At 60.2% G+C, this 26,470-nt stretch carries 22 protein-coding genes and 1 tRNA gene; 13 read left to right on the forward strand and 10 right to left on the reverse strand.

Going from position 1 to position 26,470, the window contains the following annotated elements; all coding sequences use genetic code 11:
- Positions 1-11 precede the first annotated feature (11 nt).
- On the forward strand, positions 12-1,952 hold the full coding sequence (locus tag MCB86_RS10085) for an autotransporter domain-containing SGNH/GDSL hydrolase family protein (protein WP_239610787.1): 1,941 nt from the start codon (positions 12-14) through the stop codon (positions 1,950-1,952).
- Between the two features lie 68 nt (positions 1,953-2,020).
- On the opposite strand, the gene MCB86_RS10090 is transcribed toward MCB86_RS10085, so the two are convergent.
- Complete coding sequence (locus MCB86_RS10090) at positions 2,021-2,953, reverse strand: ATPase (RefSeq protein WP_239610788.1); 933 nt, start codon at positions 2,951-2,953, stop codon at positions 2,021-2,023.
- A gap of 370 nt (positions 2,954-3,323) precedes the next feature.
- Here MCB86_RS10090 and MCB86_RS10095 point away from each other — a divergent pair, with 370 nt between their 5' ends.
- Positions 3,324-3,605 carry a hypothetical protein gene (locus MCB86_RS10095; RefSeq protein WP_239610789.1) on the forward strand — a complete coding sequence of 94 codons (282 nt, stop codon included), beginning with the start codon at positions 3,324-3,326 and terminating at the stop codon, positions 3,603-3,605.
- Positions 3,606-3,611: 6 nt separating this feature from the next.
- Here MCB86_RS10095 and MCB86_RS10100 read toward each other — a convergent pair whose 3' ends face one another.
- Complete coding sequence (locus MCB86_RS10100; RefSeq protein ID WP_239610790.1) at positions 3,612-4,499, reverse strand: LysR family transcriptional regulator ArgP; 888 nt, start codon at positions 4,497-4,499, stop codon at positions 3,612-3,614.
- A gap of 95 nt (positions 4,500-4,594) precedes the next feature.
- Between MCB86_RS10100 and MCB86_RS10105 the strand changes: the two genes are divergently transcribed.
- The 3 genes from MCB86_RS10105 (at position 4,595) to MCB86_RS10115 (ending at position 7,008) form a co-directional block, all read left to right on the forward strand.
- Positions 4,595-5,197, forward strand: a complete 603-nt coding sequence (locus MCB86_RS10105) for a LysE/ArgO family amino acid transporter (RefSeq protein ID WP_239610791.1) — start codon at positions 4,595-4,597, stop codon at positions 5,195-5,197.
- Positions 5,198-5,558: 361 nt separating this feature from the next.
- A complete protein-coding gene (locus MCB86_RS10110) occupies positions 5,559-6,140 on the forward strand; it encodes a Fe-Mn family superoxide dismutase (RefSeq protein ID WP_045161045.1) in 582 nt (193 codons plus the stop codon).
- Between the two features lie 184 nt (positions 6,141-6,324).
- The gene (locus tag MCB86_RS10115) at positions 6,325-7,008 is read left to right on the forward strand and encodes an SDR family oxidoreductase (RefSeq protein WP_239610792.1); all 684 of its coding nucleotides are present in this window, start codon (positions 6,325-6,327) and stop codon (positions 7,006-7,008) included.
- Between the two features lie 99 nt (positions 7,009-7,107).
- Here the strand turns inward: MCB86_RS10115 and dcd are convergent, their stop codons facing one another.
- Positions 7,108-7,674, reverse strand: coding sequence for a dCTP deaminase (gene dcd, locus MCB86_RS10120; protein WP_045161043.1), 567 nt, complete (start codon positions 7,672-7,674; stop codon positions 7,108-7,110).
- Between the two features lie 317 nt (positions 7,675-7,991).
- On the opposite strand from dcd, the gene MCB86_RS10125 reads away from it, so the two are divergent.
- Positions 7,992-8,201: a cold-shock protein gene (locus MCB86_RS10125; RefSeq protein ID WP_003282211.1), complete on the forward strand. Its 210-nt coding sequence runs from the start codon at positions 7,992-7,994 to the stop codon at positions 8,199-8,201.
- 110 nt (positions 8,202-8,311) lie between these two features.
- Here the strand turns inward: MCB86_RS10125 and apbC are convergent, their stop codons facing one another.
- The gene (apbC, locus tag MCB86_RS10130) at positions 8,312-9,406 is read right to left on the reverse strand and encodes an iron-sulfur cluster carrier protein ApbC (RefSeq protein ID WP_045161041.1); all 1,095 of its coding nucleotides are present in this window, start codon (positions 9,404-9,406) and stop codon (positions 8,312-8,314) included.
- A 192-nt stretch (positions 9,407-9,598) separates the two neighbouring features.
- Between apbC and metG the strand changes: the two genes are divergently transcribed.
- The 4 genes from metG (at position 9,599) to MCB86_RS10150 (ending at position 12,786) form a co-directional block, all read left to right on the forward strand.
- Positions 9,599-11,641 carry a methionine--tRNA ligase gene (gene metG / locus MCB86_RS10135; protein ID WP_045161040.1) on the forward strand — a complete coding sequence of 681 codons (2,043 nt, stop codon included), beginning with the start codon at positions 9,599-9,601 and terminating at the stop codon, positions 11,639-11,641.
- Between the two features lie 99 nt (positions 11,642-11,740).
- Positions 11,741-11,950 (forward strand): cysteine-rich CWC family protein, encoded by a 210-nt coding sequence (locus tag MCB86_RS10140; RefSeq protein WP_239610793.1) that lies wholly within the window; start codon positions 11,741-11,743, stop codon positions 11,948-11,950.
- Complete coding sequence (locus MCB86_RS10145) at positions 11,950-12,642, forward strand: pseudouridine synthase (RefSeq protein WP_239610794.1); 693 nt, start codon at positions 11,950-11,952, stop codon at positions 12,640-12,642. Before MCB86_RS10140 ends, MCB86_RS10145 begins: the two co-directional genes overlap by 1 nt.
- Before the next feature lie 70 nt (positions 12,643-12,712).
- Positions 12,713-12,786, forward strand: a tRNA-Gly gene (locus tag MCB86_RS10150).
- 189 nt (positions 12,787-12,975) lie between these two features.
- Here the strand turns inward: MCB86_RS10150 and MCB86_RS10155 are convergent.
- Entirely contained in the window at positions 12,976-14,577 is a 1,602-nt protein-coding gene (locus MCB86_RS10155; RefSeq protein WP_239610795.1) for an MFS transporter, read from the reverse strand.
- A gap of 106 nt (positions 14,578-14,683) precedes the next feature.
- Between MCB86_RS10155 and MCB86_RS10160 the strand changes: the two genes are divergently transcribed.
- Together MCB86_RS10160 and MCB86_RS10165 are read left to right on the forward strand one after the other, a co-directional pair.
- Positions 14,684-15,475, forward strand: a complete 792-nt coding sequence (locus MCB86_RS10160) for a helix-turn-helix transcriptional regulator (protein ID WP_045161036.1) — start codon at positions 14,684-14,686, stop codon at positions 15,473-15,475.
- 376 nt (positions 15,476-15,851) lie between these two features.
- Positions 15,852-16,895: a hypothetical protein gene (locus MCB86_RS10165; protein ID WP_239610796.1), complete on the forward strand. Its 1,044-nt coding sequence runs from the start codon at positions 15,852-15,854 to the stop codon at positions 16,893-16,895.
- Between the two features lie 223 nt (positions 16,896-17,118).
- Here the strand turns inward: MCB86_RS10165 and MCB86_RS10170 are convergent, their stop codons facing one another.
- From MCB86_RS10170 to putP (MCB86_RS10180), 3 genes are all read right to left on the reverse strand, one after another.
- Positions 17,119-18,525 carry an alpha/beta hydrolase gene (locus MCB86_RS10170; protein WP_239610797.1) on the reverse strand — a complete coding sequence of 469 codons (1,407 nt, stop codon included), beginning with the start codon at positions 18,523-18,525 and terminating at the stop codon, positions 17,119-17,121.
- 335 nt (positions 18,526-18,860) lie between these two features.
- Positions 18,861-19,013 (reverse strand): hypothetical protein, encoded by a 153-nt coding sequence (locus MCB86_RS10175; protein ID WP_230623572.1) that lies wholly within the window; start codon positions 19,011-19,013, stop codon positions 18,861-18,863.
- A gap of 183 nt (positions 19,014-19,196) precedes the next feature.
- Positions 19,197-20,681, reverse strand: a complete 1,485-nt coding sequence (putP, locus tag MCB86_RS10180) for a sodium/proline symporter PutP (protein WP_239610798.1) — start codon at positions 20,679-20,681, stop codon at positions 19,197-19,199.
- Positions 20,682-21,067: 386 nt separating this feature from the next.
- Between putP (MCB86_RS10180) and MCB86_RS10185 the strand changes: the two genes are divergently transcribed.
- Positions 21,068-21,292: a DUF3203 family protein gene (locus MCB86_RS10185; protein WP_239610799.1), complete on the forward strand. Its 225-nt coding sequence runs from the start codon at positions 21,068-21,070 to the stop codon at positions 21,290-21,292.
- Between the two features lie 84 nt (positions 21,293-21,376).
- Here MCB86_RS10185 and putP (MCB86_RS10190) read toward each other — a convergent pair whose 3' ends face one another.
- Together putP (MCB86_RS10190) and putA are read right to left on the reverse strand one after the other, a co-directional pair.
- Complete coding sequence (gene putP, locus MCB86_RS10190) at positions 21,377-22,861, reverse strand: sodium/proline symporter PutP (protein WP_239610800.1); 1,485 nt, start codon at positions 22,859-22,861, stop codon at positions 21,377-21,379.
- Between the two features lie 205 nt (positions 22,862-23,066).
- Complete coding sequence (gene putA / locus MCB86_RS10195; protein WP_045161030.1) at positions 23,067-26,228, reverse strand: bifunctional proline dehydrogenase/L-glutamate gamma-semialdehyde dehydrogenase PutA; 3,162 nt, start codon at positions 26,226-26,228, stop codon at positions 23,067-23,069.
- Positions 26,229-26,470: the final 242 nt, after the last annotated feature.

Raw genomic sequence — 26,470 nt, forward strand, 5'->3', positions numbered from 1 at the left:
GAGTTGCCTCCGTGCAGAACACCCTCAAACCCCTTGCTCTCGCTATTTTGCTGGCCGGGACGTCCATTGCAGCCCAGGCGCAAACCAGCCCGTACAGCCAGTTCGTCAATTTTGGGGACTCCCTCAGCGATGCTGGCAACTTCCCAGATGCAGGTAGCCCGCTGCTGGGCGGAAATCCGACAGGCGGTCTGCGTTTCACCAACCGCACCGGCCCCGATTACACGGCAGACAACAGCGAATATGCCGGCCGGGTTGCTACTCAGCTACTCGCCAACCGCCTGGGTCTGCAGTCCTTGCCATCGACGCCGTTGCTGCCCGCCCTTCTGACCGGTAACCCGGACGGTACCAACTATGCGGTAGGGGGTTACCGTTCGGATCAGATTCTCGATTCGCTTGTCGGCTTCTCGACAGTTGCCGCTGCTGGGCTGCCTCCTCGCCGCCGCCTGGGCTATCTGGTGGACAATCCGCAGGTCGACCCGAACGGGCTGTACTACCTCAATGGCGGCGCCAACGACATTTTCCAACTGGTTCAGAATGGCTATCCGGTCACGATGGCACAGGCAGCCGCCAACATGGTAGCCGCCGTCGGCGCCCTACAGGCTGCCGGCGCCCGTTATATCGTCATCTCCGACCTTCCAGATGTCGGCAATACACCGCTGGGTAACAGCCTGCCGGGCTTGGGCAGCCTGCTGAACGGCCTGAGCGACAGCTTCAATGCCGAACTCGCGGCCGGGCTTCAGGCTCAAGGTGGCAACTACGTGCTGCTGAACAACCGCCTGCTGCTCTCGGAAGTGAGGGCCGACCTCGCCCGTTTCGGCTTTGATGCGACGATCGATCAGACCGCAGTCTGCTTCAGTGGCGACGGCTGCGCGAGCGACCCGACCTACGGTCTTACGGACCCGGTCAACAACACCAACCTCAACGCCGACCCGAGCCGCCTGCTGTTCAACGATGGCGTGCATCCGACCACCGCGGTTCACCAGATCGGCGCCGACTACATCTATTCGATTCTGTCCGCGCCTGCAGAGGTGTCGCTGCTGCCGGAAATGGGCCGCTCGGCTTTACGCAATCACCTGCAAATGCTGGATAACGAACTGGCTGCGCAACGCGGTAACTGGCAATCGATCGGGTCGTGGCGCACCTTCGTCCAGGGCGGTTACAACCGGCCGGAGTACGACGGTTTTGGCGGCGGAGACGGCGACAGCCCGACCCTGGCAATCGGCGTGACCAACCGGGTCAACGACAGCTGGCTGGCGGGGCTCAGCCTGGGGCTGGCGCAAAACACGCTAAACCTCGGCGAAGACGATTCGGATTACGCCATGCGCAGCTATCTGGCCAGTGCATTCGCCGGCTATCAGCAGGACCGATTCTTCGCGGATTTCAACGTCAGCGCCGGATATCTGGATTACGACGACCTGAAGCGCACCTTTGCCTTGGGGATAGCGGAACGTTCCGAGAAAGGCAGTACCGAAGGCGTGCTCTGGGGCGCGTCGGCCAAGACCGGCTTCAATCTAATGCAGATCGGCGATCCGCTGCAGTTCGGTCCATTTGTCGGCGCCAGCTATCAGAAAGTCGAAGTGGATGGTTACAGCGAGAAAGGCGCCAGCTCGACGGCCCTGAGTTACGAGGCCCAGGAGCTCGAGTCGCTGCGCCTATCGGTCGGCCTGTTCGGCAATTATGCCCTCACGCAGCGCACCCGCCTGTTTGCCGAAGTGGCCCGCGAAGTGGAACGAAAAGATGACGAGCGTGAAGACTTGCGCATGTCGCTGAACAGCGTGGAGAACAACAGCTTCGAGCTGCCAGGTGCCACGCCCACCGGCAGTCAGACTCGCTTCACTGTGGGCGTCGCCCACCAGCTGACGACGGGGCTGAGTCTGCGCGCCAATTACAACTACCAGGGCAATGACAACCGCAACCAGGGAATCGGCGTGTCACTGGCGCTGGATCTGTAAACCGTTACTCCTCGTTGGCTGATTTGCCCGGCCGCTGCTCATGCACAGCGGCTTTTTTTTGCCTCACGTTAGCGCTGGTCGATCTGCTGCTGCAGGTTGGCGATCTGGCCTTGCAAGCCATTGATGGTGCGGGTCACCTGAGCGCGGAACGAATCGAACTCCGACGTATTGACACCAGGCTTGGCTGCCGGCCGGTTATCCAGTTCGCTGCGCAGAACCAGCACATCCTGCTCGAGCCGGCTGATGGCCTGGCTGTCGCCGCCTTGCTGCTTCAGCGCGGCGATATCCTTGCTCAGCCCGTCGACCCGAGCGGGAAGCTTCTCCAACCCACCGACTTGGGTGGATAGCGTGCTCAAGTCATCCACCGAACCTTTCAGCCTCGCTACCGACGACTTGAGCGCCGCCTGCTCACTGGCGAGGCTCTTGATGGTTTCGGTTAGCGTTGCGGTGGTGGATTGATGGCCGCGCACGTCAGTGGCGACACGTTCGATGCGTATCCCCTGCTCGTCCAGGCGTTGATCCTGATTGCTCTGTTTGCCGGTCAGGCTCTGCTGCTGGGTAGTGATCGCTCGCTGCTGCTCAGCCAGATCCAGTGCCTGCTTTTCCAGCTGCTTGATCCGCAGTTTTAAAGCCTCGCCTTCGGTGGTGACGTTGGATTCCGTCGCAACGATCTTCCCAGAAATATCTTGCAGCCGGCCGGTGGCGTCTTCACTGATACGCGCAAAGCTCTCCTGGGTGGCCACCAGCTGCGCCTCGAGCCTGGAGACCTGCTGCTGGTTCCACCAGCCCAGCGCTACCAGCGAGGCGAACAGCGCGACGATCATGATCCACAGCGGAGCGGTGCTGACCGCACGACGCTTTTGCCTCGGCCGCGTGTCGTCCGGGTCGCGCTCAACGGGCTTGCTGATCGGCTCGAACTCCGGCGCAGGATAGGGGTTGCGGTCACGGCCGGCGGTCAGGCTGGGTACGTGGTCCAGTTCATCGTGAGCATCGTTGCGCATGGAGTACCTTTAAGTGGCGCGAAGCAAGAAACAACGCGCAGTATAACGATTCAACCGAGTCACTTCAGCGGCATCGTTTGCCATAAGTTGCATCGTCAACAGGCGTATCACGCTGCGATGGCTCAAGATCGTGCAGTCCAGGCGCAGCGTGTGGTTCGAGAGCGCCGGCACGTCGTGCTTCCGGCAATGATTCAACCGTTGCATAAGCCCGGCCACGCCTGGCCTCGGCAAAATTCCGTCCATGTCACGGCGGCAAAATCGAGAACTGGTACGCCTGTTGCTTCGTCAGCCATGCCAGCGGATAGCGCTTTCCGACACGGATGTCGGGCCAAGGATCCGGACGACGGCATGATCAGGAGAACGAATCATCATGGAGTTCAACAAGGCTGTGCTGGATTGCATGCAACATCTGCGACGTCGGTTGCGCGAGGAACAGCAACTGGATATCCGCCTGAGCCAACCCGACGTGATCCAGGCGATGTTGACCGCCTGTCTTTGCTCCAGTGACGAAACGACTCGCGATCTCGGCAAGCAGCTGGCGACCTACAGTGATATGCCTCCACCCGTCGTGACGAAGCCTTCACCTCCCGGGAGCCATGGGCGACATGAGCCGTCGGTGCGCATCTATCGTGGCCAGCGTGTCGTGAGCTGAACCCCATCAATCCACCAGCCATTGCCTCACCGAGCTTGTCAGCTGCTGCGTGAGTTCGGCGAGCAATGCACCGCCATTGCGCCAGTGGTGCCAGTAAAGCGGCACGTCGATGGGCATACCCCGGAACACATCGACCAACACGCCGCTGGCGAGTTCCCCACGCACCTGAAGTTCAGGCACCAGCCCCCAGCCGAGATCGCTCTTGAGCAAGCGCACGAAGCCCTCGGATGACGGGCACAGGTGATGGCTGAAGGCACCGACCAGCCCCAGCGAAGCCAGATAGCGATGTTGCAATTGATCATCGGGGCCGAACACGATCGCCGGTGCCCGCAGTAATGCGTCTGCCGACGCGCCATCCCCAAGATGTCGGGCAACGAATGCCGGACTGGCCAATGCGCGATAGCGCATGGCTCCGAGAAACTGACTGCGAGCCCCCGCCAGGGGCCGCTCCACCGCGCATACGCAAGCCGCCACCTCCCCCGCTCGCATACGCTTGAGACCCACGTCCTGGTCCTCCAATACATGGTCGAGCACCACGCCGTGCGTCGTACAGAACGGTGCCACCGCATCAGCCCACCAAGTCGAGAGGCTGTCGGCATTGAGGGCGATGCGCAGCCGCTCGGGCAATCGGCCTTCCGCCAGCGCCGGCACCTGGCCCTGAAGATCACGCTCCAGCAACCGCACCTGCTGCACATGATTGAGGAGCCGACGACCAATCTCGGTCGGCTGGGGTGGCGACGCGCGCAGCAGGACCGGTAGCCCGAGTCGTGCCTCCAGCAGCTTGATGCGTTGCGACACCGCCGACTGCGACAGCCCCAGCGCCTGAGCAGCTCGATCGAATCCGGCCTGCTCGACCACCGCTGCCAAAGCAGCCAAGAGCTTGTAATCGAGCATTAGAATTCCTTATACGCCATTACCATATTTCGTTTTCCTTATAATCCTACTCCACGGAGACTGCGAGCATTCTCTCAATGCAAAGGCAGAGCGTTATGTGGCAGAGCTACTTCAACGGTTTACTGGTCACGGCAGGCCTGATCATCGCCATCGGCGCCCAGAACGCGTTCGTACTGGCGCAGAGCTTGCGCCGGGAACACCATCTGTCTGTCGCGGCCCTTTGTATCCTCTGCGATATTCTGCTGGTTAGCATGGGGGTTTTCGGGCTCGCGGCGCTGCTGGCGCAAAGCCCCTTGCTGCTGCAGATCACGCGTTGGGGAGGCGTGATTTTCCTACTGTTTTACGGCGCAATGGCATTGCATCGCGCGGCACGCCCGCACGCTTTGCAGGAGGATGCCCAGCGTCGGCCGCGATCGCTGCAGAACGTTCTGCTCGCCGCGCTGGCCGTCACCCTGCTCAACCCACACGTCTACCTCGACACGGTGTTGCTGATTGGCTCGCTCGGTGCTCAACAACCCGAGCCAGGCGCCTATACGCTCGGCGCCGCGAGTGCATCTACTGTGTGGTTTCTGCTGCTCGCCCTTGGCGGCGCGTGGCTTGCGCCGTGGCTCGCACGACCGCTGACCTGGCGGCTAATCGATCTGGGTGTGGCGGGAATGATGTTTTTCGTCGCCGCGCAGCTGGTTGTTCTCGCCTGAGGAACACCGGCTTCTATCAGCGGTCCACGCAGAGGGCTTCAAGCAGCAACAAGCCCGCATAAGCCTCAACCAAGTGGCTCTGGCCTCCGCTTTCCCACACAGTTGGCGCGTGGTTTTGCCTCAGGGTGGGTGCTATGATCCTTGGTTCGCGGGCATGAAGTGGAACGCTTCAGTCCGCTATTACGGCCGCCCGTGAACGGCCGAAAGAATGCGCACGCATGTAGCTGGCGAAGGGAAAGACAGGCGTAAACGGACGAACATCGGTGCAGTAGTTTCTCCGTTCCGCGAGGCGCTGGTAGCCAGCGCAGACTGCCTCCTTCCGAGCCGCATCTATTCTCGACACCTGAGCAGGAGATACACCATGGCTTTCGAATTGCCGCCGCTTCCGTTTGAAAAAACCGCCCTCGAGCCGCACATTTCCGCCGAGACCTTCGAATATCACCACGGCAAGCATCACCAGGCCTACGTGACCAACCTGAACAACCTGATCCCAGGCACCGAGTTCGAAGGCAAGGATCTGGAAACCATCATCAAGACCTCATCCGGTGGCATCTTCAACAATGCCGCTCAGGTCTGGAACCACACCTTCTTCTGGAACTGCATGGCGCCGAACGCCGGTGGCCAGCCGACCGGCGCTCTGGCTGATGCCATCAACGCCTCCTTCGGCTCTTTCGACAAGTTCAAGGAAGAGTTCACCAAAACCGCCATCGGCACCTTCGGTTCCGGCTGGGCCTGGCTGGTGAAGAAGTCCGACGGCAGCCTCGGCCTGGCGAGCACCATCGGTGCCGGCAACCCGATGACCGCTGGCGACAAGCCGCTGCTGACCTGCGATGTCTGGGAACACGCCTATTACATCGACTACCGCAACGCGCGTCCGAAGTTCGTCGAAGCGTTCTGGAACATCGTCAACTGGGACTTCGTCGCGAAAAACTTCGCGGGCTGAGCCCCAGACTGCAGTATGGGACGGCCCGCCCGGCCCATGCTGCTCGCAACGAAAATGCCCGCATCACAGTGATGCGGGCATTTTCGTTTCAGGAGATAGCGATACGAGCCAGGCGGGCCGCACGGACGAACGCAGTGGCGACATCAGCTATGCTTGCTAGCCCGTCCTATTTTGGAGCTTTCCCATGCCCAATACAGTCCTGATCATCGGTGCATCACGCGGCCTCGGCCTGGGCCTGGTGGAACAGTTCTCCCGCGACGGATGGCAGGTGATTGCAACCGTTCGTGATCCACAGCGCGCAGAAGAGCTGAAGGCCGTCGAGGATATCCGTATCGAAACGCTGGATATCGACGATGCGGCCAGCGTCGACGCCCTCGCCCAACGATTGTCCGGCATCACACTGGACGTGCTCTATATCAACGCAGGCATCTCGGGCTCCCGCACGCTTTCGGCCGATACCGCCACTGACGAAGACGTCCGCCGGCTGTTTGTGACCAACGCGATCGCGCCGGTGCGACTGGCCCAGCGCATGCGCGCCCTGGTCGACCCGCGCATGGGCGTCATTACATTCATGAGTTCGATCATGGGCAGCGTTGAAACCGGTCCTGGAATGGGGATGCCGCTCTACGGTGCGAGCAAGGCGGCACTCAACCACCTGACCCGAACCTTCGTTGCAGAGCTTGGCGAAGATACGGGTCTTACGGTGCTTTCTATGCATCCGGGATGGGTGAAGACCGATATGGGCGGGGCGGAAGCGCCGCTGGACATCGAAACCAGCTGCCGCGGCATGGTCGAGCAGGTCAAGCGCGCCGCCGGACAACGCGGCCACCGCTTCATCGACTACCAAGGCGAAGCGCTGCCTTGGTGATGAACGGGGCGTGACGAGCCAGCCCTGGAATGAAAATGCGGATGGCAGCAACAGCTACCATCCGCATTCTTAAGAAGGAATCAGAGCATCCCGAACGGCTTACGCCTTGGGCAGCGTCACGCCTCGTTGACCCTGATATTTGCCACCGCGATCGCGGTAGGACGTCTCGCATTCTTCATCCGACTCCAGAAATAGCATCTGCGCTACGCCCTCGTTGGCATAGATCTTTGCCGGCAGCGTGGTGGTATTGGAAAACTCCAGGGTGACATGCCCTTCCCACTCGGGTTCCAACGGCGTCACGTTGACGATGATGCCGCAGCGGGCGTAGGTGCTTTTCCCCAAGCAGATGGTCAGCACGTTGCGCGGAATACGGAAATACTCGACGGTGCGGGCCAGCGCGAACGAGTTCGGCGGAATGATGCAGACGTCGCTCTTGATGTCCACGAAGCTCTTCTCGTCGAAGTTTTTCGGGTCGACAATTGCCGAATTGATGTTGGTGAAAATCTTGAATTCGTCGGCGCAGCGTACGTCGTAGCCATAGCTGGACACGCCATAGGAGATCAGGCGCTCGCTGCCCTCGCCGCGCATCTGACGCTCGACGTAGGGCTCGATCATGCCGTGCTCCTGGGCCATCCGGCGAATCCACTTGTCCGATTTGATGCTCATGGCGGGCGTCCTGATTTGGCTGGTGGGCGTTTAGATAAGGTGCGCATCTTACCGAGGCCATGAAGCCGGTTCAAAGGCCGCGACTCAGGACCTTGCGTCGCATCTCTGACGCTTTGGCCGGAAACTGAAAATAATGCTCGCATTGCGACAGAAATGGAGTATCTTTCATTGGCTGCTGCTGCATGTGTCACCGTGAATCGCTACATGTTTAGATTTCGATCCGATCATTGCTACGACTCCTAACTCCTTGCACACAGTCACCGTTCGGGGTATTTGCCCGTTCAAATTATCTCTACATCGTTCAAGGAGACATTCAAATGTCCAATCGCCAAACCGGTACCGTTAAGTGGTTCAATGATGAAAAAGGCTTCGGCTTCATCACTCCGCAATCCGGTGACGACCTCTTCGTACACTTCCGTGCCATCCAAGGCGACGGTTTCAAGAGCCTGAAAGAAGGCCAGCAAGTTTCCTTCGTCGCTACCCGCGGCCAGAAGGGCATGCAAGCTGAGGAAGTTCAGGTTATCTAACCTGAGGCTTCTCTGAAAAAGCCCCGCTTCGGCGGGGCTTTTTTATGCCTGCGATTCGTGAAACCTGACATCCAGAGACAGGCGGCGCCATGCGCCACCCGCTGATCATATCAATCGTCGGACACGGAAATGTTCGGCATCGATTGCGCGATGATCTGCCCGCTCTGGGAAATCCGCGCCCCTACGCTACGGGCCATCTGCTGATAAATCATCGCGATCTGGCTTTCCGGATCGGCGATGGCGGTCGGCTTGCCCGCATCAGCCTGGGTGCGAATGGCCATCGACAGTGGCAACGAGGCCAACAGCTCGACGTTGTACTGGGCAGCCAGCTTCTCACCGCCACCCTCACCAAACAGATGCTCGGCGTGCCCGCAATTCGAGCAGATGTGAATGGCCATATTCTCCACCACACCGAGCACCGGAATGTTCACCTTACGGAACATCTCCACGCCCTTCTTGGCGTCCAGCAGCGCCAGGTCCTGGGGTGTCGTAACGATAACGGCACCAACCACCGGCACCTTCTGCGCCAACGTCAACTGGATATCACCCGTACCCGGTGGCATATCCACAACGAGATAGTCGAGATCATTCCACGCCGTCTGGGTGATCAGTTGCAGCAGCGCACCGGATACCATCGGGCCGCGCCAGACCATCGGCGTCTTGTCGTCCGCAAGGAAGGCCATCGACATGACCTGTACACCGTGCGCCTCAAGCGGGATGAATGCTTTGCCATCGCGTATCTCAGGCCTGGTGCCTTCGGGAATGCCAAACATAATGCCCTGGCTCGGCCCGTAGATATCCGCATCCAGTACGCCTACACGCGCACCTTCACGCGCCAGCGCCAGTGCCAGGTTGGCAGCGGTAGTAGATTTACCCACACCGCCCTTACCTGACGCCACGGCGATGATGTTCTTCACATTGCCCAGCGCTTCCAGCTGATCCTGCGCCTTGTGCGATTGGATCATGCAATCGACCTTTACATCGGCGTGTGTCACACCTTCGAGCTGCTCGATGGCCATGGCCAACATCTGCGCCCATCCGCTGCGAAACAACCCGGCCGCATAACCGAGTTCAAGCCTTACGCTGACGCGATCGCCCTCGATATCGATCGAACGCAGGCAACCGGCCGCTACCGGGTCCTGGTTCAGGTTCGGGTCGGTGTACTGACGCAGTACGGCTTCCACAGCTTCGCGTGTGACGGTCATGACTACTCCCAAGAAAACCTAGTAAAACAGACGGGCATCTTACCCCGTGGCGCCGTATGGGCTCATCAACCGCGTCAACATGGCGCGGCACTCGGTATTCGACCAGCACCGGCCGCGCCAGTGCGGATGAAAAAAAAGCGCCGCACCTTTATAGTTACTGACTCACTTCGCAATCCCGACTGCAGATCTCCAATGTCCGAAGCTCGCCAGATCCTCGTTACCAGTGCCCTGCCCTACGCCAACGGTTCGATCCACCTTGGCCACATGCTCGAGTACATCCAGACGGACATGTGGGTGCGGTTTCAGAAACTGCGCGGCAACCAGTGCATTTATGTCTGCGCCGACGACGCCCACGGCTCGGCCATCATGCTGCGTGCCGAGAAGGAAGGCATCACCGCCGAACAGCTGATTGCTAATGTGCAGGCCGAGCACAGTGCAGATTTCGCCGATTTCCTGGTCAATTTCGACAACTTCCATTCGACCCACTCCGAAGAGAACCGTGAACTGTCCGAGATGATCTACACGCGTCTACGCGACGCCGGACATATCGCCACCCGCTCGGTGACCCAGTATTTCGATCCCGAGAAAGGCATGTTCCTCGCGGACCGCTTCATCAAGGGCACCTGCCCGAAGTGTGGCGCTGAGGACCAGTACGGCGACAACTGCGAGAAGTGCGGCGCGACCTACGAGCCCACCGAACTGAAAGATCCGCGCTCGGCCATTTCCGGCGCTACGCCGGTGCTGCGCGACTCCAAGCACTTCTTTTTCAAACTGCCCGACTTCGAGGCGATGCTCAAGCAGTGGACGCGCAGCGGCACCCTGCAAGACTCGGTGGCGAACAAGATCGCCGAGTGGCTCGATGCGGGCCTGCACGAATGGGATATTTCCCGCGACGCCCCCTACTTCGGTTTCGAAATCCCAGGCGAGCCCGGCAAGTACTTCTACGTCTGGCTGGATGCCCCGATCGGCTATATGGCCAGCTTCAAAAATCTCTGCGCGCGCCACCCGGAGCTAGACTTCGATGCCTTCTGGAGGAAGGATTCGACAACTGAGCTGTACCACTTCATCGGTAAGGACATCATCAATTTCCACACCCTATTCTGGCCCGCCATGCTCGAAGGCGCGGGGCTGCGCAAGCCAACCGCCGTCGCGGTGCACGGCTACCTGACGGTGAACGGTCAGAAAATGTCCAAATCACGCGGCACCTTCATCAAGGCGCGCACCTACCTCGAACACCTGAACCCCGAGTATCTGCGCTACTACTACGCCGCCAAGCTCGGCCGTGGTGTGGACGATCTCGACCTCAACCTCGAAGACTTCGTGCAGAAGGTCAATTCCGATCTGGTCGGCAAGGTGGTCAACATCGCCAGCCGCTGCGCCGGCTTCGTCCACAAGGGCAACGCGGGACTGCTGGTAGCGGACAACGCCGCTCCCGAACTGACCGATGCCTTCCGCGCGGCCGCCCCGTCGATCGCCGAAGCTTACGAAAGCCGAGACTTCGCCCGAGCGATGCGCGAGATCATGGGCCTAGCCGATCGCGCCAACGCCTGGATTGCCGACAAGGCGCCTTGGGCGCTGAACAAGCAGGAAGGCAAACAGGCTGAAGTCCAGGCGATCTGCGCCACGGGTGTCAATCTGTTCCGCCAGCTGGTGATCTTCCTCAAGCCGGTGCTGCCGAATCTGGCAGCGGACGCCGAGCGTTTCCTCAATGTCGAGCCGCTGACCTGGAACGACCACGCCGAGCTTCTGAGCAACCACCAGCTGAACGCCTTCACGCCACTGCTGACCCGTATCGAGCCCGCGAAAATCGAAGCCATGATCGAATCATCCAAGGAAGACCTCGCCTCCACCGAAGCCGCCGCCCAATCCATAGGCAACGGCGAGCTGGTCAAGGAGCCGCTGGCAGCTGAGATCGCCTTCGACGCCTTTGCGGCAGTCGACCTGCGCATCGCCCTGATAGAGAAATGCGAATTCGTCCAAGGCGCAGACAAGCTGCTGCGCCTGACGCTGGATATCGGCGACGCCAAGCGCAACGTGTTCTCCGGCATCAAGAGCGCCTACCCGGACCCGAGCCAGCTGGAAGGCCGACTGACCCTCTACGTCGCCAACCTCGCGGCGCGCAAAATGAAATTCGGCGTGTCCGAAGGCATGGTGCTCGCAGCGGGCCCAGGCGGCGAAGAAATCTATCTACTCAGCCCGGACAGCGGCGCCAAACCAGGGCAGCGCGTCAAGTAACGAGGTGACAGTGCGGGAGCCGTGCGCAACGCCGGTCTCCCGCTTCGAGCCCCGAATGGCCGCTCCACCATCATGCGCAGCCACTGTCTGGAGGCGGTTATGACTCACACGCTCGATTCCAGTAAATGCCCGGTCTGCGGCGAACCCAATCAATGCAGCCTCAGCAACCCGGCTACCGCAACGCAGCCTTGCTGGTGCTTCAGCGCTGAAATCGCGCCAGAAGCCAGTGAACAGATTCCTGACGACGCGCTGAACAAAGCCTGTATTTGCCAGCGCTGCGCGCGTGGCGAGCTGCCTACAAAATCCTGATGCGCCTCGACCGCTTTCTAGCCAACCTGCCCCACTGCAGCCATCGTCAGGCACGCCTGCTGTTGGCTTCGGGCCGCGCGTCGGTGAATGGCAAGATCATCTGCGATGGCACCCATGAGGTCCGCCTCTTCGACCGCGTCGAACTTGACGGTGAAATATTGCAGGCAGGCAAGCCTGCTCGATTTTTTATGCTGAACAAACCGGTTGGCTGCGTCAGTGCGACATCCGATCCGCAACACCCAACGGTACTGGATTTGTTGCACGAACCCGACAAGGACCAACTGCACATCGCCGGACGGCTAGACTTCAACACCACCGGGCTGCTGATCATCACCAACGATGGGCTCTGGTCGCGCCGCCTAACCCAACCCTCAAGCCAGCTAGGTAAAACTTACCTGGTGGAAACCGAAGACCCCATCGACCCGGCGTGTGTCGATCGCTTTGCGGAAGGCCTCTACTTTCGCTTCGAGAACCTCACGACCCTGCCTGCCAAACTGGAACTACTGGACTCGCATCAGGCACGCCTGACTCTGCGTGAAGGTCGCTACCATCAGGTCAAACGGATGTTCGGCCAATTCAACAACAAGGTCACCGCCCTGCACCGCGAGCGCATGGGGCCACTGACCCTGGATACCGCCCTCACCCCTGGCCGCTACCGAACACTGACCGCCGCCGAGACCGCACAGATCTAACCCACTCACCGAAAAAGCCCTCACGCCCGCTTCATTTCCACACGGCCTTCTGGTACAAAGGCCCCCCTGAGCGGGCGTCGTATAATGGCATTACCTGAGCTTCCCAAGCTCATGACGAGGGTTCGATTCCCTTCGCCCGCTCCAGATAAAAAAGCCCTACTTGCAGAACTTCTTAGTTTGGGGTTTCGCCTGTTCCGAGTGATGTCATCGGTTGACTAGGCGGGGGAGGCAGAAAAATCAATCTACCCTCTTTTTCCTCGCGGTTCTTCAACGGATCGACGGCAGTATCGCGATGCTTGCTACCCGCTCCCGTTACGCAAATAGGCGTGCCTTCTAACTAAACGGGGGGCGATCATTGGATTCTTGGGAGGAAGTGTCAGCGCTCAAGCCGATATGTCGTAAGTTGATTGCCGCCAGCCCAGCCAGCACAGCAATGCTGATGCCGCTGGTCACTGCAGCTACATTGAACCCCATCACGAATGCTGCTTGCGCCTGTTCCAATACACCAGCGGGTAGCTGTTGCGATACCGACTGGGCGCCGGCGAGGCTGTCCGATACCACATGCTGGATATCCTGCGCCATTAACCCGCTGAGCTGGTCGGTCATGCTGTTGCGATAAACAGCGGTCGTCAGGCTACCCAGCGCGGCAATGCCTACCGCCAAGCCAAGCTCCTGCACCGTCTCAGACATAGCCGAGGCAGATCCTGCCTTTTCGGCAGGTGCTGCCCCTACTACCAGATCCGTTCCCAACGCAGCAATGGTGCCCAAGCCAAGGTAGACCAGCGAAAACGATGCCGTTACCAAGGTTACCCCATGGGGCGAATTGTCGAGCTGGGCCAACATCAGATAGCCCACTGCAGATAGGCCCAGCGCTCCCGCTATGACATGGCCTGGCCGAATGCGCCTTGCAAGCAGCGGTGCGGTAATGCCTGCCGCCAGCATGGCGAGAGCGGGCGGCCCCATCCACAGCCCTGCGACTAGCGGTGACAGTCCAGCCACCAGCTGCAGATACTGAGTCACTAGCAACATCGTCCCGCCGACGCCTATCAGGCCAACCAGGAGCACCAATAAGGCCACACTAGTTGCCTTATTGGAGAACAGGCTGAGATCGACGAGCGGACTGGCCAATAGGCGCTGCCGCCGGATGAAAACAAACATGAATATCAGCCCGACCGCGATGCCAAGCGCGGCGCTGGCTCCTATCCCATCCTTGGCGATTTGCTTGATGCCATAGATGATCGGGAGCAAAGCCAGCAGCGACAGCGCGACGCTAGGCAGATCCAGACGCCCTTGTTGCGGAGCGCTGTATTCCGGCAGTAGATACGGGGCGGCTACCAGCAAAAGCCCCACGACCGGCAGCGCGACGAGAAATGCAGCCCCCCACCCGTAGTGTTCAAGCAAGCCGCCACCCAACACGGGCCCAACGGCCATGCCCAGCGCAAACATGGTGGCCCATATCCCTATGGCAAGCGCGCGTTGATGGGGGTGAAGAAACATGTTGCTGATTAGCGCCAGTGTTGATGGCATCAGGGTCGCGCCCGCGACACCTAACACGGCGCGTGCGGCAATTAACATGGAAGCGCTAGTCGAGTAGGCCGCCATTACGGAGGCGACCCCGAAAGCAGTTGCGCCGATCATGAGCAATTTGCGCCGCCCTATGCGATCACCTAGCGTTCCCATCGTGATAAGAAACCCAGCGATCATGAAGCCATAGGCATCGACGATCCAAAGTGTTTGCGCGCTTGTCGGCCGCAGATCAACCGCCAGCGCGGGCAAGGCCAGGTGCAAGAGTGTCATGTCCAGCCCAAGCAACATGGTAGGCAGCGACAGCAACGCCAGCCCAAGCCACTCACGGTTACTCGCGCGGTTTTCAGCGGCTTGGCCATGCGCCTGGAAGGTTTCGGTTTTAAGGGTTGAATCGCCAGATGTATTCAAGTGTGACCTCCCGGTTTGCCCGGCTTGGTTGCGGAAGGTCTCATCTTCGGAGCGATCAAGTGTTAGTACAATTTAAGTAGTTATCCTATTACTGGTGGCAATAGCCATGATCGAGCGAAGCCTCAACCGCACCAAGAACGAGTTGTCCGAATTTCTTACCTGGCACCGCAAGAAACTGACGCCGGCCGACGTTGGCCTGCCCTCACATGGGCGGCGCCGAACGCCGGGCCTACGCCGAGAGGAAGTTGCAGCGAAGGCTGGCGTGGGGCTGACTTGGTATACCTGGTTCGAGCAAGGGCGGGATATTCAGGTATCGGAGAAATTTTTGCTGAGCGTGGCTCACGCGCTAAAGCTCGACGACGCCGAGTGCTGCCACCTGTTTCTTCTGGCCCACAAACGCCCGCCTCCTCCAGAGGCCCATCACTGGTCGTCGGTCACCCCCCTCATCCAACAAATAATGGACGATTTGGCGACAAAACCTGCCTATGTGCTCAACCTGCGCTGGGATGTCATTGCTTGGAATGCAGCGGCCGATGCTTTATTCGATTTCAGTGCTCGGCAGCGCGAGGTCCGCAATATCCTGCGCATGGTGTTTGCCGATCCCGACATGCGACGACGTCTGCCCGCTTGGCGGGATGATGCGCCCAAGCTACTGGCGCAGTTCCGTTATGACTTTGCCGTTGCTCCGCAGGATCCAGCGATGCTGGCGTTAATCGAGGACCTCAATGAACTATCGGCCGACTTTAGGCGTTGGTGGGAGACACACGATAGCGAGGAGGCGCGGCGCGGGATTGGATCGGTCCTGACGGCCAATGCCGAGCGACAGGACTTGCGCCATGAAACGCTGGTGGTGGATGAACACCGGCATCTCAGAATGGTGGTGTATTTCGGCGGATAAGCGCTTCCATTGAATCAAAAGAGAGACGGGACTATTCATTTGCGGTCTTACGCCTCGCAGACTTCATCGCCTACAGGGTCTGGAGCGATGACCTCTGCTTTCGCACAAAGCGAAATTAACCAGACTCTTTTTTCATCGTTTCGATACGGGCGGTGCAGTGCTAACCGACAGTGGATATCCATCGGAACGCAGCTTGAAAGCCGTAGACCCGACCGTGTTCATGCAGAATAAAGTTGCTTATGCCGTGAAGAGCTAATCCCGTTCAGCCATGAAATTGACTCTATTTACCTATACCGAGATATAAACGAACCGACAACACTCCTCTTGCTTCGCCTGTGATGTACGGAGCTCATCCAATGCGAACAGGAGGTTTCCAATGCTTAAAATAACTCCTTTGGCTGCAGCGCTTTTGCTGATAGCGAGCGGCAGCATATTGGCTAGCGAACATGTGGCTGAGATAGAGCAGCACGGCACCGACAACAGCGCAGAGCAGACGCAGAGCGGCATCATGCAGCGCTCCTTTATCTATCAGAATGGTACTCAAAACAGCGCGCTCACCGACCAGTCCGGCACCAGTAGCGAGGGAGGCCAGGCGAGCGTGGAGCAAGTTGGCTCGCTGAACTCAGCCGAGATCTACCAGGTGAATGGAAGCCGGCCGGGTATGGCGAGTGCGGATGTCTATCAAGCCGGGTCGTCCAACCGCGCCACGCTCGAACAGCATGAACACCATGACGAGCTCGCTAGTACCGCGACGATTCATCAGGACGGCAGTGGCAACCAACTCGATGCCATACAGACGTGGGTAGGCAACCAGCTCGATGTGGTTTCCATCGGCCAGGACAACGCGGTTCAAGTGACCCAGTCCGGTTTCAGCACGGCGGACATTCAGCAGACCGGCACGGCAAACCGGGTGCAGCTTGAACAGGTGAGCAACGGCTTCGGTGGCGGTTCCGCGGTGGTCGCACAAGAAGGCACGTCCAACGAGGCAGACATCGAGCAAATCTCCGGCCGTTACCCAGCAGGCGACGTAGCCCTTCAACAGATTGGTGTTGCCAACATAGCGAAGATCGAAGCGGGCGACGGTTACAGCACGCTGGACTATACCCAGCGGGGCACCGGCAACGAGCTTAATGCGCGCTTCGTCGGGCAAGGCTCGAGCATCAGTGGATATTCGGAAGGGAGTTATAACCTGGTCGACATTTCGCAGGTTGGCGACGACAACAGCCTGGATATCGCTCAGGTCGGATCCAACAACCAGATCGATGCCTATCAGGGGTTCCATATGCATGAGGCGCTCATCAGCCAGTCAGGTGATGGCAACCAGGCTTTCCTCAGGCAGGAGACGTTCACGTATGAAAATACCGCCGCCACTATCATTCAGAACGGTAGCGGCAACGTTGCGAGCGTCGTCCAGCAATAACCCACCCGTTATCGAATCGAGGTGCACTCACGCGTTTCAGCTCGGGGTATCGGGCATCGACGAGGAGCCGAAAGCGCTGACATGCAATGCCCGAAACGAGACGGAGCCCCAGCGAGAAGTCACATGAAAGCAACGCAGCGAGCATAAACACAAAGGAATCGCCCCGCTCCAATAGAAAAGCCCTGCACAAGCAGGGCTTTTCTCGTTCAGGACACCTGCGGCATCAGCTACCCGGACAAGCCGGCAGCAATTCGCGTGTCGGAATGCCCTCATTGCGCGTGAATTGGCAACCATATGCAGGATTAGCGACGACGCGCGGGTTGATCACGTCATCTCCGGCCGGCTTGATGCCCTGCTGTTCCCATTGCAACATCGCCGCCATGGCGTCGACCTGTTCCTGATAGCTGAAATCGCAGTGGCTCGGGGCGCGAATGGCACGTTGCACCAGCAGATCGCCGTTGCCGTTGGCTTCAGCGTTGCGGCGATATATCTGTTGATGCTTGAACGGCACATACAGATCGCCCAGGGTATGGATGCTGACCACCGGTACGTTGAACTGGCCGTTCACCACCGGGATCCAGCGCAGGCCGTCTGGGCGGATGCTATTGGCCGGCGGATGGCCAATGACACGGATGATCGAATCGTTGAATTCGCGTTCCTCGCGGGACATCGCCTTGTTCGTATCGAACTGATAGCGGGTGGCAAGGTTGCCGGAGAGCGAATCGGCGAGAATTCCGTCGACCGAACCGTCTCGACCACCGGTACCCAGCACGACGCTTTGCAAGCTGGTGCGGAAGCCTTCGGCGAAGATCGGGCGCTCGCCACCGCTGAGCTCTCGGACGATGCCTTCGAGCTTTTCACCCTGCGATGACGGATCGGTCGGATAGTTGTTCCACAGCGCGCCGATGATCTGCGGCAGCTTGGCCTGGAAATCGGTGGCCGGAAACGTGGTCGGCCCCAGGCCTGCCAGATGCTGGGCGGCCAGGGTGAAGTTCATCAGATACTCGAATTCGTAGACGTCCCCGGTGACGCCGCACATGGGCACCGAACCGCTATACCGCACCGTATTGTTGGCGGTGGCATAGGTCTCTGCCTCGACCGCGGCCGCTGCGACGTGCCCGCCCATGGAATGGCCGGTGATATAGGTCTTGGTCGGCTGCGCCTTGCCGGTCAGGCTGCTGAAGGCCAGCGCCAGAGCGTTGGTGTCCTCAATGCCAGCACGCACATCGTAGTAATTTTTGCTGTAGCTGGATGCAGCCCAGGCATAGCCCTGTTGCAGCAGCCATGGTCGGATCGGCGGCGGCCCCACGGTGAGTTCCGGGCCCGTGCCGCGATAGCCGTGCGCGTACATCACCAACATGCCATTCCAGTTCGGTGGTACTTCGATCTGGTAGGACGAGCCCTGATAGACGCCAGTCCAGCGCTCGCTTGGCAGACCGGGAAAAGGCGCCAGCGGAGATTCGACCGGTACGAAGGTCCGCGAGTCCTGTAGTCGCGAATCGCTGTGTGACAGCGGTGGCTTGATCGGCTTCGTCCGGGCCTGAACATCGACGGCGACTCCGATCGTGCCTACCAACATCAGGCCGGCAACGACGCGCGCGCAAGCTGAAGCCAACTTATCTGGGAGCATGTGAATTTCCTCAATTATTGTTGTTGTTCTATCGATGCGAGCTTTACCGCGATTGTCGGGCGGAAGCACAACGCGCACGTTGACTAACCGTGGCAGAAAGCTTCGACCTGTCAAACACAGCAGATATTCAGGAGGTGACCGGCGAGTTTCATATCGGAAATACGCGGGGTGTCGCCGCGCTTATAGTGGCGAGGACTGGCGCTTAGACGTACCAAGAGGGAATAACGAACGAAGGCGGACTTGCACGGGGCGAATCGGCAGGGCGCCGACAGCAAGGTGATGCGTTGAAGCGGGCCGAGAGGCAATGCGACTCGGCCCGGTGAAGACGCTGCGGTTCAGCAGTTGCCTTTCTTTGCCTGTCCTGGAGGGCAGTGAGTGCCGCCATGGCCGCCACCGTCGCCGATGTCGATACCGACGCCCGGTAGGCGCAGGCTGCAGCCGGTCATCAAGAAAGCCGCCAGCACGACGGCCATTGCGCGAGTCATCATCACGGATTGCGCTTTCATCGGAATACTCCTGAATTTCCTAACGGGGCGCCAATGCCCTGGCGCCTGGCACAGTATCCACCGCTGCGCGAATTAACGACAGGCCATCTTTAGGCTTAATGCCGCGATCAGTTAAAACCCGAGCACGACGGGGTCATCGCCATGGCGATGATCCGAAGAGCCTGCTCAACCTGCACGATATTCCGCGTCTGCCACTTCGAAACGTTGCTGAATGGACGCGGCTGGCTCCTTGTCCATGAGACTCACCACGTAGATGGCAAGGCTCGCGAGGATGAAGCCCGGGATGATTTCGTACAGACCGAGGCCAATGAACTGCTTCCAAACCACCACGGTTATCGCTCCAACCAGCATCCCGACCAACGCGCCGTTGCGGGTCATGCGCTTCCAGACCAGCGAAATCAGCACCACCGGACCGAACGCAGCGCCGAAACCAGCCCAGGCGTAGGACACCAGGCCCAGCACTTTACTGTCCGGGTTCGACGCGATGCCGATGGCGATCAACGCGATCAACAGCACCATGGCACGACCAACCCAAACCAGCTCGGTCTGCGATGCGCCCTTGCGCAGGAAGGCCTTATAGAAGTCTTGCGTCAGGGCGCTGGAGCTGACCAGTAACTGCGCACTGAGCGTGCTCATCACTGCGGCCAGTACGCCAGAAAGGATGATGCCAGCGACCCAGGGATTGAACATCAGTTTGACCAGCTCCATGAACACACGCTCACCATTCTCGGTGACCGCACCCGCCAGCGTCGGGTTGTCCGCGAAATAGGCGATGCCGAGGAAGCCCACGGTAACCGCGCCGGTCAGCGTCAGGATCATCCATGTCATGCCGATGCGGCGGGCGGTGGGGATGGTCTTCACCGAGTCGGCTGCCATGAAACGCACCAGGATGTGCGGCTGGCCAAAATACCCCAGCCCCCAACCCAGCAGGGAGATGATCGCGATGAAGGACAGCCCTTTGAACATGTCGAAATTCGAGGGGTCCTGCGCCGCGATGGTGTTCATCACTGTCCCCATGTCGCCAAGGGCGAAGATGACGAACACCGGCGTGATCAGCAGCGCAAAGATCATCAGCGTCGCCTGCACGGTGTCGGTCCAGCTCACAGCAAGGAAACCGCCAACGAATACATAGAGAATCGTCGCCGCCGCCCCTACCCACAAGGCCACGTTGTAGGACATGCCAAAGGTGGATTCGAACAAACGCGCGCCGGCGACGACGCCTGAGGCGCAGTAGATGGTGAAGAACACTAGAATGACCAGGGCCGAGAAGATCCGTAACAGGCGGCTGGTGTCCTCGAAACGGTGAGAAAAGTAGTCAGGTAGCGTCAGTGCATTATGGTTGTGCTCGGTATGCACACGCAGCCGTCCAGCAACGAACAGCCAGTTCAACCAGGCACCGGCGATCAGGCCGATGGCAATCCAGCTTTCCGACAGGCCGGCAACGAACACAGCGCCCGGCAAGCCCATCAGCAACCAGCCGCTCATGTCCGAAGCCCCCGCCGACAAGGCCGTGACGAAGCTGCCGAGGCTGCGACCGCCCAGGATGTAATCGTCGAAATTTTTGGTGGCGCGATAGGCCGTGAAGCCGATGAGGATCATCGCCGCGATATAGATCACGAAGGTGATCAGGGTCGGAGTGCTCACGTTCATTAGAATGTCCTTGTGCTGCGGAGGAGCCCCGCCTCCACTGACGATACGCAAACGCTAGGTTGCACAGCGCCAGCAACGGATAGCCCGGTAGCTCAAGGATAGCGTCTGCTTGGCGCTTTCGCCCGTGACCGGATGGTTTTGCCGCCTCTTAGCAGGGGCAGCCGCAGGACATAACGACCATATACGTGGCCCAGAAGCCGCCGCAAAAAAGACATTTCCGCCGCCACCCGCATAGGTTTTGCTCAGCGTAATCCTTTCGCCGATCGCACCCGCGCTGCCTCTCCCGGCTCCATGGTTCAGGGCAACGGATCGGCGCTGTAGGGGTCAGACGAATAAGGGTCGCGCACGTCCAGTGCCGCTCCACTCGACATCTCTGGAGGTCCGCCATGTCCGTCACGATCGATACCGCCACCGGCACCTGTTCCACCACAGTCGAAGGTACCACCTACCGCAGCGCCATAATGGACACACGTGTAAGCACTGACCCGAACGCGCGCATGTCCGTCGCGCACATCGGCGGCGCCAACACCCATATCACCGAGGACCAAGCAGAACATCTGATTGCCGCAGGAGCCAAGGACGACCGCGAAAATCTGATCGTTGACGATTGAGCCCAAGGCTCCAACGTAAAAAACCCCGCTGCCAGGGCGCTGGCAGCGGGGCTTTTCGTTTGTCGTTACAACCAGCGATAGCGATCAGTGCCCCTGGTATTCACGCTCAGCGTCTTCGAAGCGCTTGATCATGGTCGTCGAAGCGCGCTGCCCCACCTTGCTGAATACCACGATGGCGATGCTGGCGAGGATGAAGCCCGGAATGATTTCGTAAAGACCGAGACCGATGAACTGCTTCCAGACCACCACGGTGACGGCACCAACGACCATGCCGGCCAGCGCGCCATTGCGCGTCATGTTCTTCCACAGCAGCGAAATCAGTACCACCGGACCAAAAGCGGCACCAAAGCCGGCCCAGGCGTAGGAGACCAGGCCCAGCACCTTGCTGTCCGGGTTGGACGCGATGCCAAGGGCAACGAAGGCGATCAGCAAGACCATTGCGCGGCCGACCCAAACCAGCTCGGTCTGCGAAGCATTCTTGCGCAACATGGCCTTGTAGAAATCCTGCGTCAGCGCACTGGAACTGACCAGCAACTGAGCGCTAAGGGTACTCATCACGGCAGCCAGAACACCCGAAAGGATGATGCCCGCCACCCAGGGGTTGAACAGGATTTTCACCAGTTCCATGAATACACGTTCGCCGTTTTCGGAAACGGGACCGGCCAGTTCCGGATGGCCCGCGAAGTAGGCGATACCGAAGAAGCCCACGGCGACCGCACCGGCGAGGGTCAGGATCATCCAGGCCATACCGATGCGGCGGGCGGTGGGGATGGTCTTCACCGAGTCGGCGGCCATGAAGCGCACAAGGATGTGCGGCTGACCGAAGTAACCCAGGCCCCAGGCCAGCAAGGAAACGATGGCAACGAAGGACAGGCCATTGAACATGTCGAACGCGGCCGGGTTCTGCGTGGCAATGGTATCCATCGCAGCGCCCATGTCGCCCAGCGCCAGGATCACGAATACTGGCGTGATCAGCAGCGCGAAGATCATCAGCGTGGCCTGCACGGTGTCGGTCCAGCTCACGGCGAGGAAGCCGCCGATGAACACGTAGAGGATGGTCGCTGCCGCGCCGATCCAGAGTGCCAGGTCGTACGGCACGCCGAAGCTGCTTTCAAACAGACGGGCGCCGGCGACAACTCCGGAGGCGCAGTAGATGGTGAAGAACACCAGGACGACCAGCGCCGAGAAGATACGCAGCAACCGGCTGTCGTCTTCGAAGCGGTGCGAGAAATAGTCAGGCAGCGTGAGCGCGTTCTTGTTGCGCTCGGTATGCACGCGCAGGCGCCCGGCCACGAACAGCCAGTTCAGCCAGGCACCGGCGATCAAGCCGATGGCGATCCAGCTTTCCGACAAGCCCGCAACGAAAATCGCCCCCGGCAGGCCCATCAGCAGCCAGCCGCTCATGTCCGAAGCGCCGGCCGACAGTGCCGTGACGAAACTTCCCAGGCTACGTCCCCCCAGGATGTAGTCATCGAAGTTCTTGGTGGCACGGTAAGCGACGAAGCCGATTAACAGCATGGCGCCGATGTAGATCACGAACGTGATTAAAGTGGGAGTACTGATGCTCATTTTGTTCCCTCGTTAGTTGTTGTTGATGGGCGCGAGGGTATTCCCGATCCCACCTGGCAGAGGGCGATGGCGGTTCGCGCCATCACCGGGACGGGCTCACCTGAGCCCATCAGTGGCGGAAGAGCGATCCGCCAACTGTTCTGATTGTTCTAGTGAACCGGCGGTCTCTGAACCGAGCCGCCGGACGTTTTAACCGAGTCGACGATCAGTCGTCACCCAGCGACAGCAAGGACGCGTTACCACCAACAGCGGTGGTGTTAGTGGAGGTGGTGCGCTCGTTGACGAAGCGCAGCAGGTAGCTGGGGCCGCCGGCTTTCGGGCCGGTGCCGGACAAACCACAGCCGCCGAACGGCTGCACACCGACCACGGCGCCAACCTGATTGCGATTGACGTAGAGGTTACCGACCCGAGCCAGTGCCTCGATGCGCTCGGCGGTTTCCTCGTTGCGGCTGTGCACGCCGAGCGTCAGGCCGTAACCGGTGGCGTTGATGTCCGCAACGACCTTTTCCAGATCCGCCGCGTCGAAGCGCACCACGTGCAGCACCGGGCCGAATTGCTCCTTCTTCAACTCATGAATCCCACCGATCTCGAACGCCACCGGCGCGACGAAATGCCCGTTCAGGCTCCCCGGAAGCTTGGCTTCGGCGATCAGCTTGCCTTCGGCCTTGAGCTGCTGGATATGTGCCAGCAACCCTTCGCGCGCCTCGGCATCGATCACCGGGCCCAGATCGTTCTCACGCAAGTGAGTCGGGCCGACCTTCAGCTCGGCCATGGCGCCCTTGATCAGCTCGATCACGCGATCGGCGATGTCGCGCTGCACATAGAGTACGCGCAGAGCCGAGCAGCGCTGGCCGGCGCTGGTAAAGGCGGAACCGACCGCATCCTTGACGACCTGCTCAGGCAGCGCGGTGGAGTCGACGATCATCGCGTTCTGGCCGCCGGTTTCGGCGATCAGGGTGGCGATGGCTCCTTCCTTCTCCGCCAGCTGGCGGTTGATGATGCGCGCGGTATCAGTGGAGCCGGTGAAGCACACGCCGACCACACGCGGATCACGGCAGAAGACACCGCCCAAGGTGGCGCCGTCGCCGGGTAGGAAGGCGATGGCATCCTTGGGCAGGCCGGCCTCGAACATAAGCTCCAGCGCACGGGCGGCGATCAGGCTGGTCTGCTCGGCGGGCTTGGCCAGCACGGTGTTACCGGCGACCAGTGCTGCGGTGATCTGACCGAGGTAGATCGCCAGGGGGAAGTTCCAGGGGCTGATGCAGACGAATACGCCGCGGCCTTCGTGGAACAGTTCGTTGCGCTCGCCGGTGGGTCCTTTGAGTTCTTCACGACCGAGTTTCAGGCGAGCCTGCAGGGCGTAGTAACGGCAGAAATCCACGGCCTCGCGGACTTCGTCGATGCCGTCCTGCAAGGTCTTGCCGGCTTCCAACGTGCACATCGCCATCAGCTCGGCGCGGTTGGCTTCGAGCAGGTCACCAAGGCGCTCGAGGACCTGTGCGCGTTGCTCGATCGGTGTGGCGTTCCAACGCGGCCAGAAAGCGGCCAGGCCGTCGACGGCCTGCTTGGCCTGCTCAGCGGTGGCGAACTGGGCGGTGCCCACCTCCTGGCTGAGCTGATACGGGCAGTGCACTTTGTGTGGCGCACCGGTGAGCTTCTGCCCGCCGATCACCGGGGCGGCCTGCCACTGACGGCCGAGGAAGGTCTGGTAGGCGCTGGACAGGTCGTTCCACTGAGTCTGGATGTTCATGTTGATGCCTTGCGAGTTGGTCCGGTTGCCGTACAGCGCCGGTGGAAGCGGGATGCGATGGTTGCCGAGGGTCCTGAACTGCCGCAGCTGGGTCACCGGGTGGTCGATCAGGGTGTCCACCGGCACGCGCGGGTCGACCAGCTGATGAACGAACGACGAGTTGGCGCCGTTTTCCAGCAGGCGCCGCACGAGGTAGGGCAGCAAGTCCTTGTGGGCACCGACCGGGGCGTAGATGCGCACGTTCTTGCGATGCTTTTCGATCACCGTGTCGTACAGTGCGTCGCCCATCCCATGCAAGCGCTGGAACTCGAACTCGCGCGGGACTTTCAGCTCGTCGGCCATCGACAGAATGCAGCTGACGGTGTGCGCGTTGTGGCTGGCGAACTGCGGATAGATCACGCCGCGGGTGTGCTCGGACAGCAAGTAGCGCGCGCAGGCCAGGTAGGAGGTGTCGGTGCCTTCCTTGCGAGTGAATACCGGATAGCCGTTCAAGCCCTGAACCTGACACTGCTTGATCTCGGTGTCCCAGTAAGCACCCTTGACCAGCCGCAGCGGGATGCGCGCGCCCAGCTCCTTACCCAGCAGGGTCAGCCAGACCAGCACCGGCAGGCAGCGCTTGGAGTATGCCTGGATGACCAGGCCGAACTCGCCCCAGCCGGCGATGGCCGGGTCGCGCATCAGTTTTTCGTAAAGCTCCAGCGACAGCTCGAGGCGATCCGCCTCTTCGGCGTCGATGGTGATGCCGACATCCAGGCGGCGCGCCAGGATGGCCAGCTCGCGTACGCTTTCGAACAGTTCAGTGAGCACTCGCTCGCGCTGAGCCACTTCATAGCGTGGATGCAGGGCCGACAGTTTGATCGACACCGACGGACGCGGGCCGGAACCGACTTGCGGCTCGGCACCGACAGTCTCAACAGCCTGACGGTAGTCAGCCATGTACTTGCGTGCATCCTCGGCGGTCAGCGCCGCTTCGCCGAGCATGTCGAAGGAATAGGTGTAGCCCTTCTCCCGCTCGGGGCGGCCGTTCTTCAGCGCCTCGGAGATGCTGCGACCCAGCACGAACTGCTTGCCCATCAGCTTCATCGCCTGGTTCATCGCAGCGCGGATGACTGGCTCGCCGGAGCGCTTGATCAGCCGGCCGATGACATTCTTCGGACGGCCGTCTGCATTTTCCGGATCGACCACCTTGCCGGTCATGACCAGCCCCCAGGCGGCGAAGTTGACCAGCACATTATCGCTCTGGCCGAGATGGCGTTCCCACTCTGCCGCATTGAGCTTGTCGCGAATCAGCGCATCGGCCGTCGCCGAATCCGGCACGCGCAGCAGCGCTTCGGCTAGACACATGAGCATCAGGCCCTCGTGCGTATCCAGGCTGTACTGGCGCAGCAGCGCGTCGAGCGTATCGACGGCGTTGTCCCGGCCGCGCACGTCTTCGATCAGTGCGCGGGCGTTGCGGCGGACAGCCTCGATCCCGGCGTCACCTGGGTCGGCGAGCTGCAGCAGCTCGGTGAGATAGGCTGCCTCGTCAACGCTGTAGTTGGCGCTTATGACGGGGAAGAATTCGGCGGCTTTCAGATTGGCGAAATCGCCCTGCAAGACTTGACCGGCTTTGAACATCGCGCCGCTCCTCTCGTGGAGTGTTGTTGTGTTGAATCAGGGCCAGCGGGTCGCTCGCGCCAGTGATTGCACTGCGATGGCCGCCAAACGGGTAGGGGAATCTACGGCGAGAGGGTTTTGCGTTGTTGCGCAAATCTACGGAACTTTTACAAAAAACTACGGCTTTCTACTCCAGCAAACGAACCGTCATGAAAGTTCGCTAGAGCAGCGCGAAATAATATCTCCGTAAAGCAAAACGCACC

The sequence above is a fragment of the Pseudomonas sp. KSR10 genome, from assembly GCF_022355455.1.
Lineage (GTDB): Bacteria > Pseudomonadota > Gammaproteobacteria > Pseudomonadales > Pseudomonadaceae > Stutzerimonas > Stutzerimonas stutzeri_E.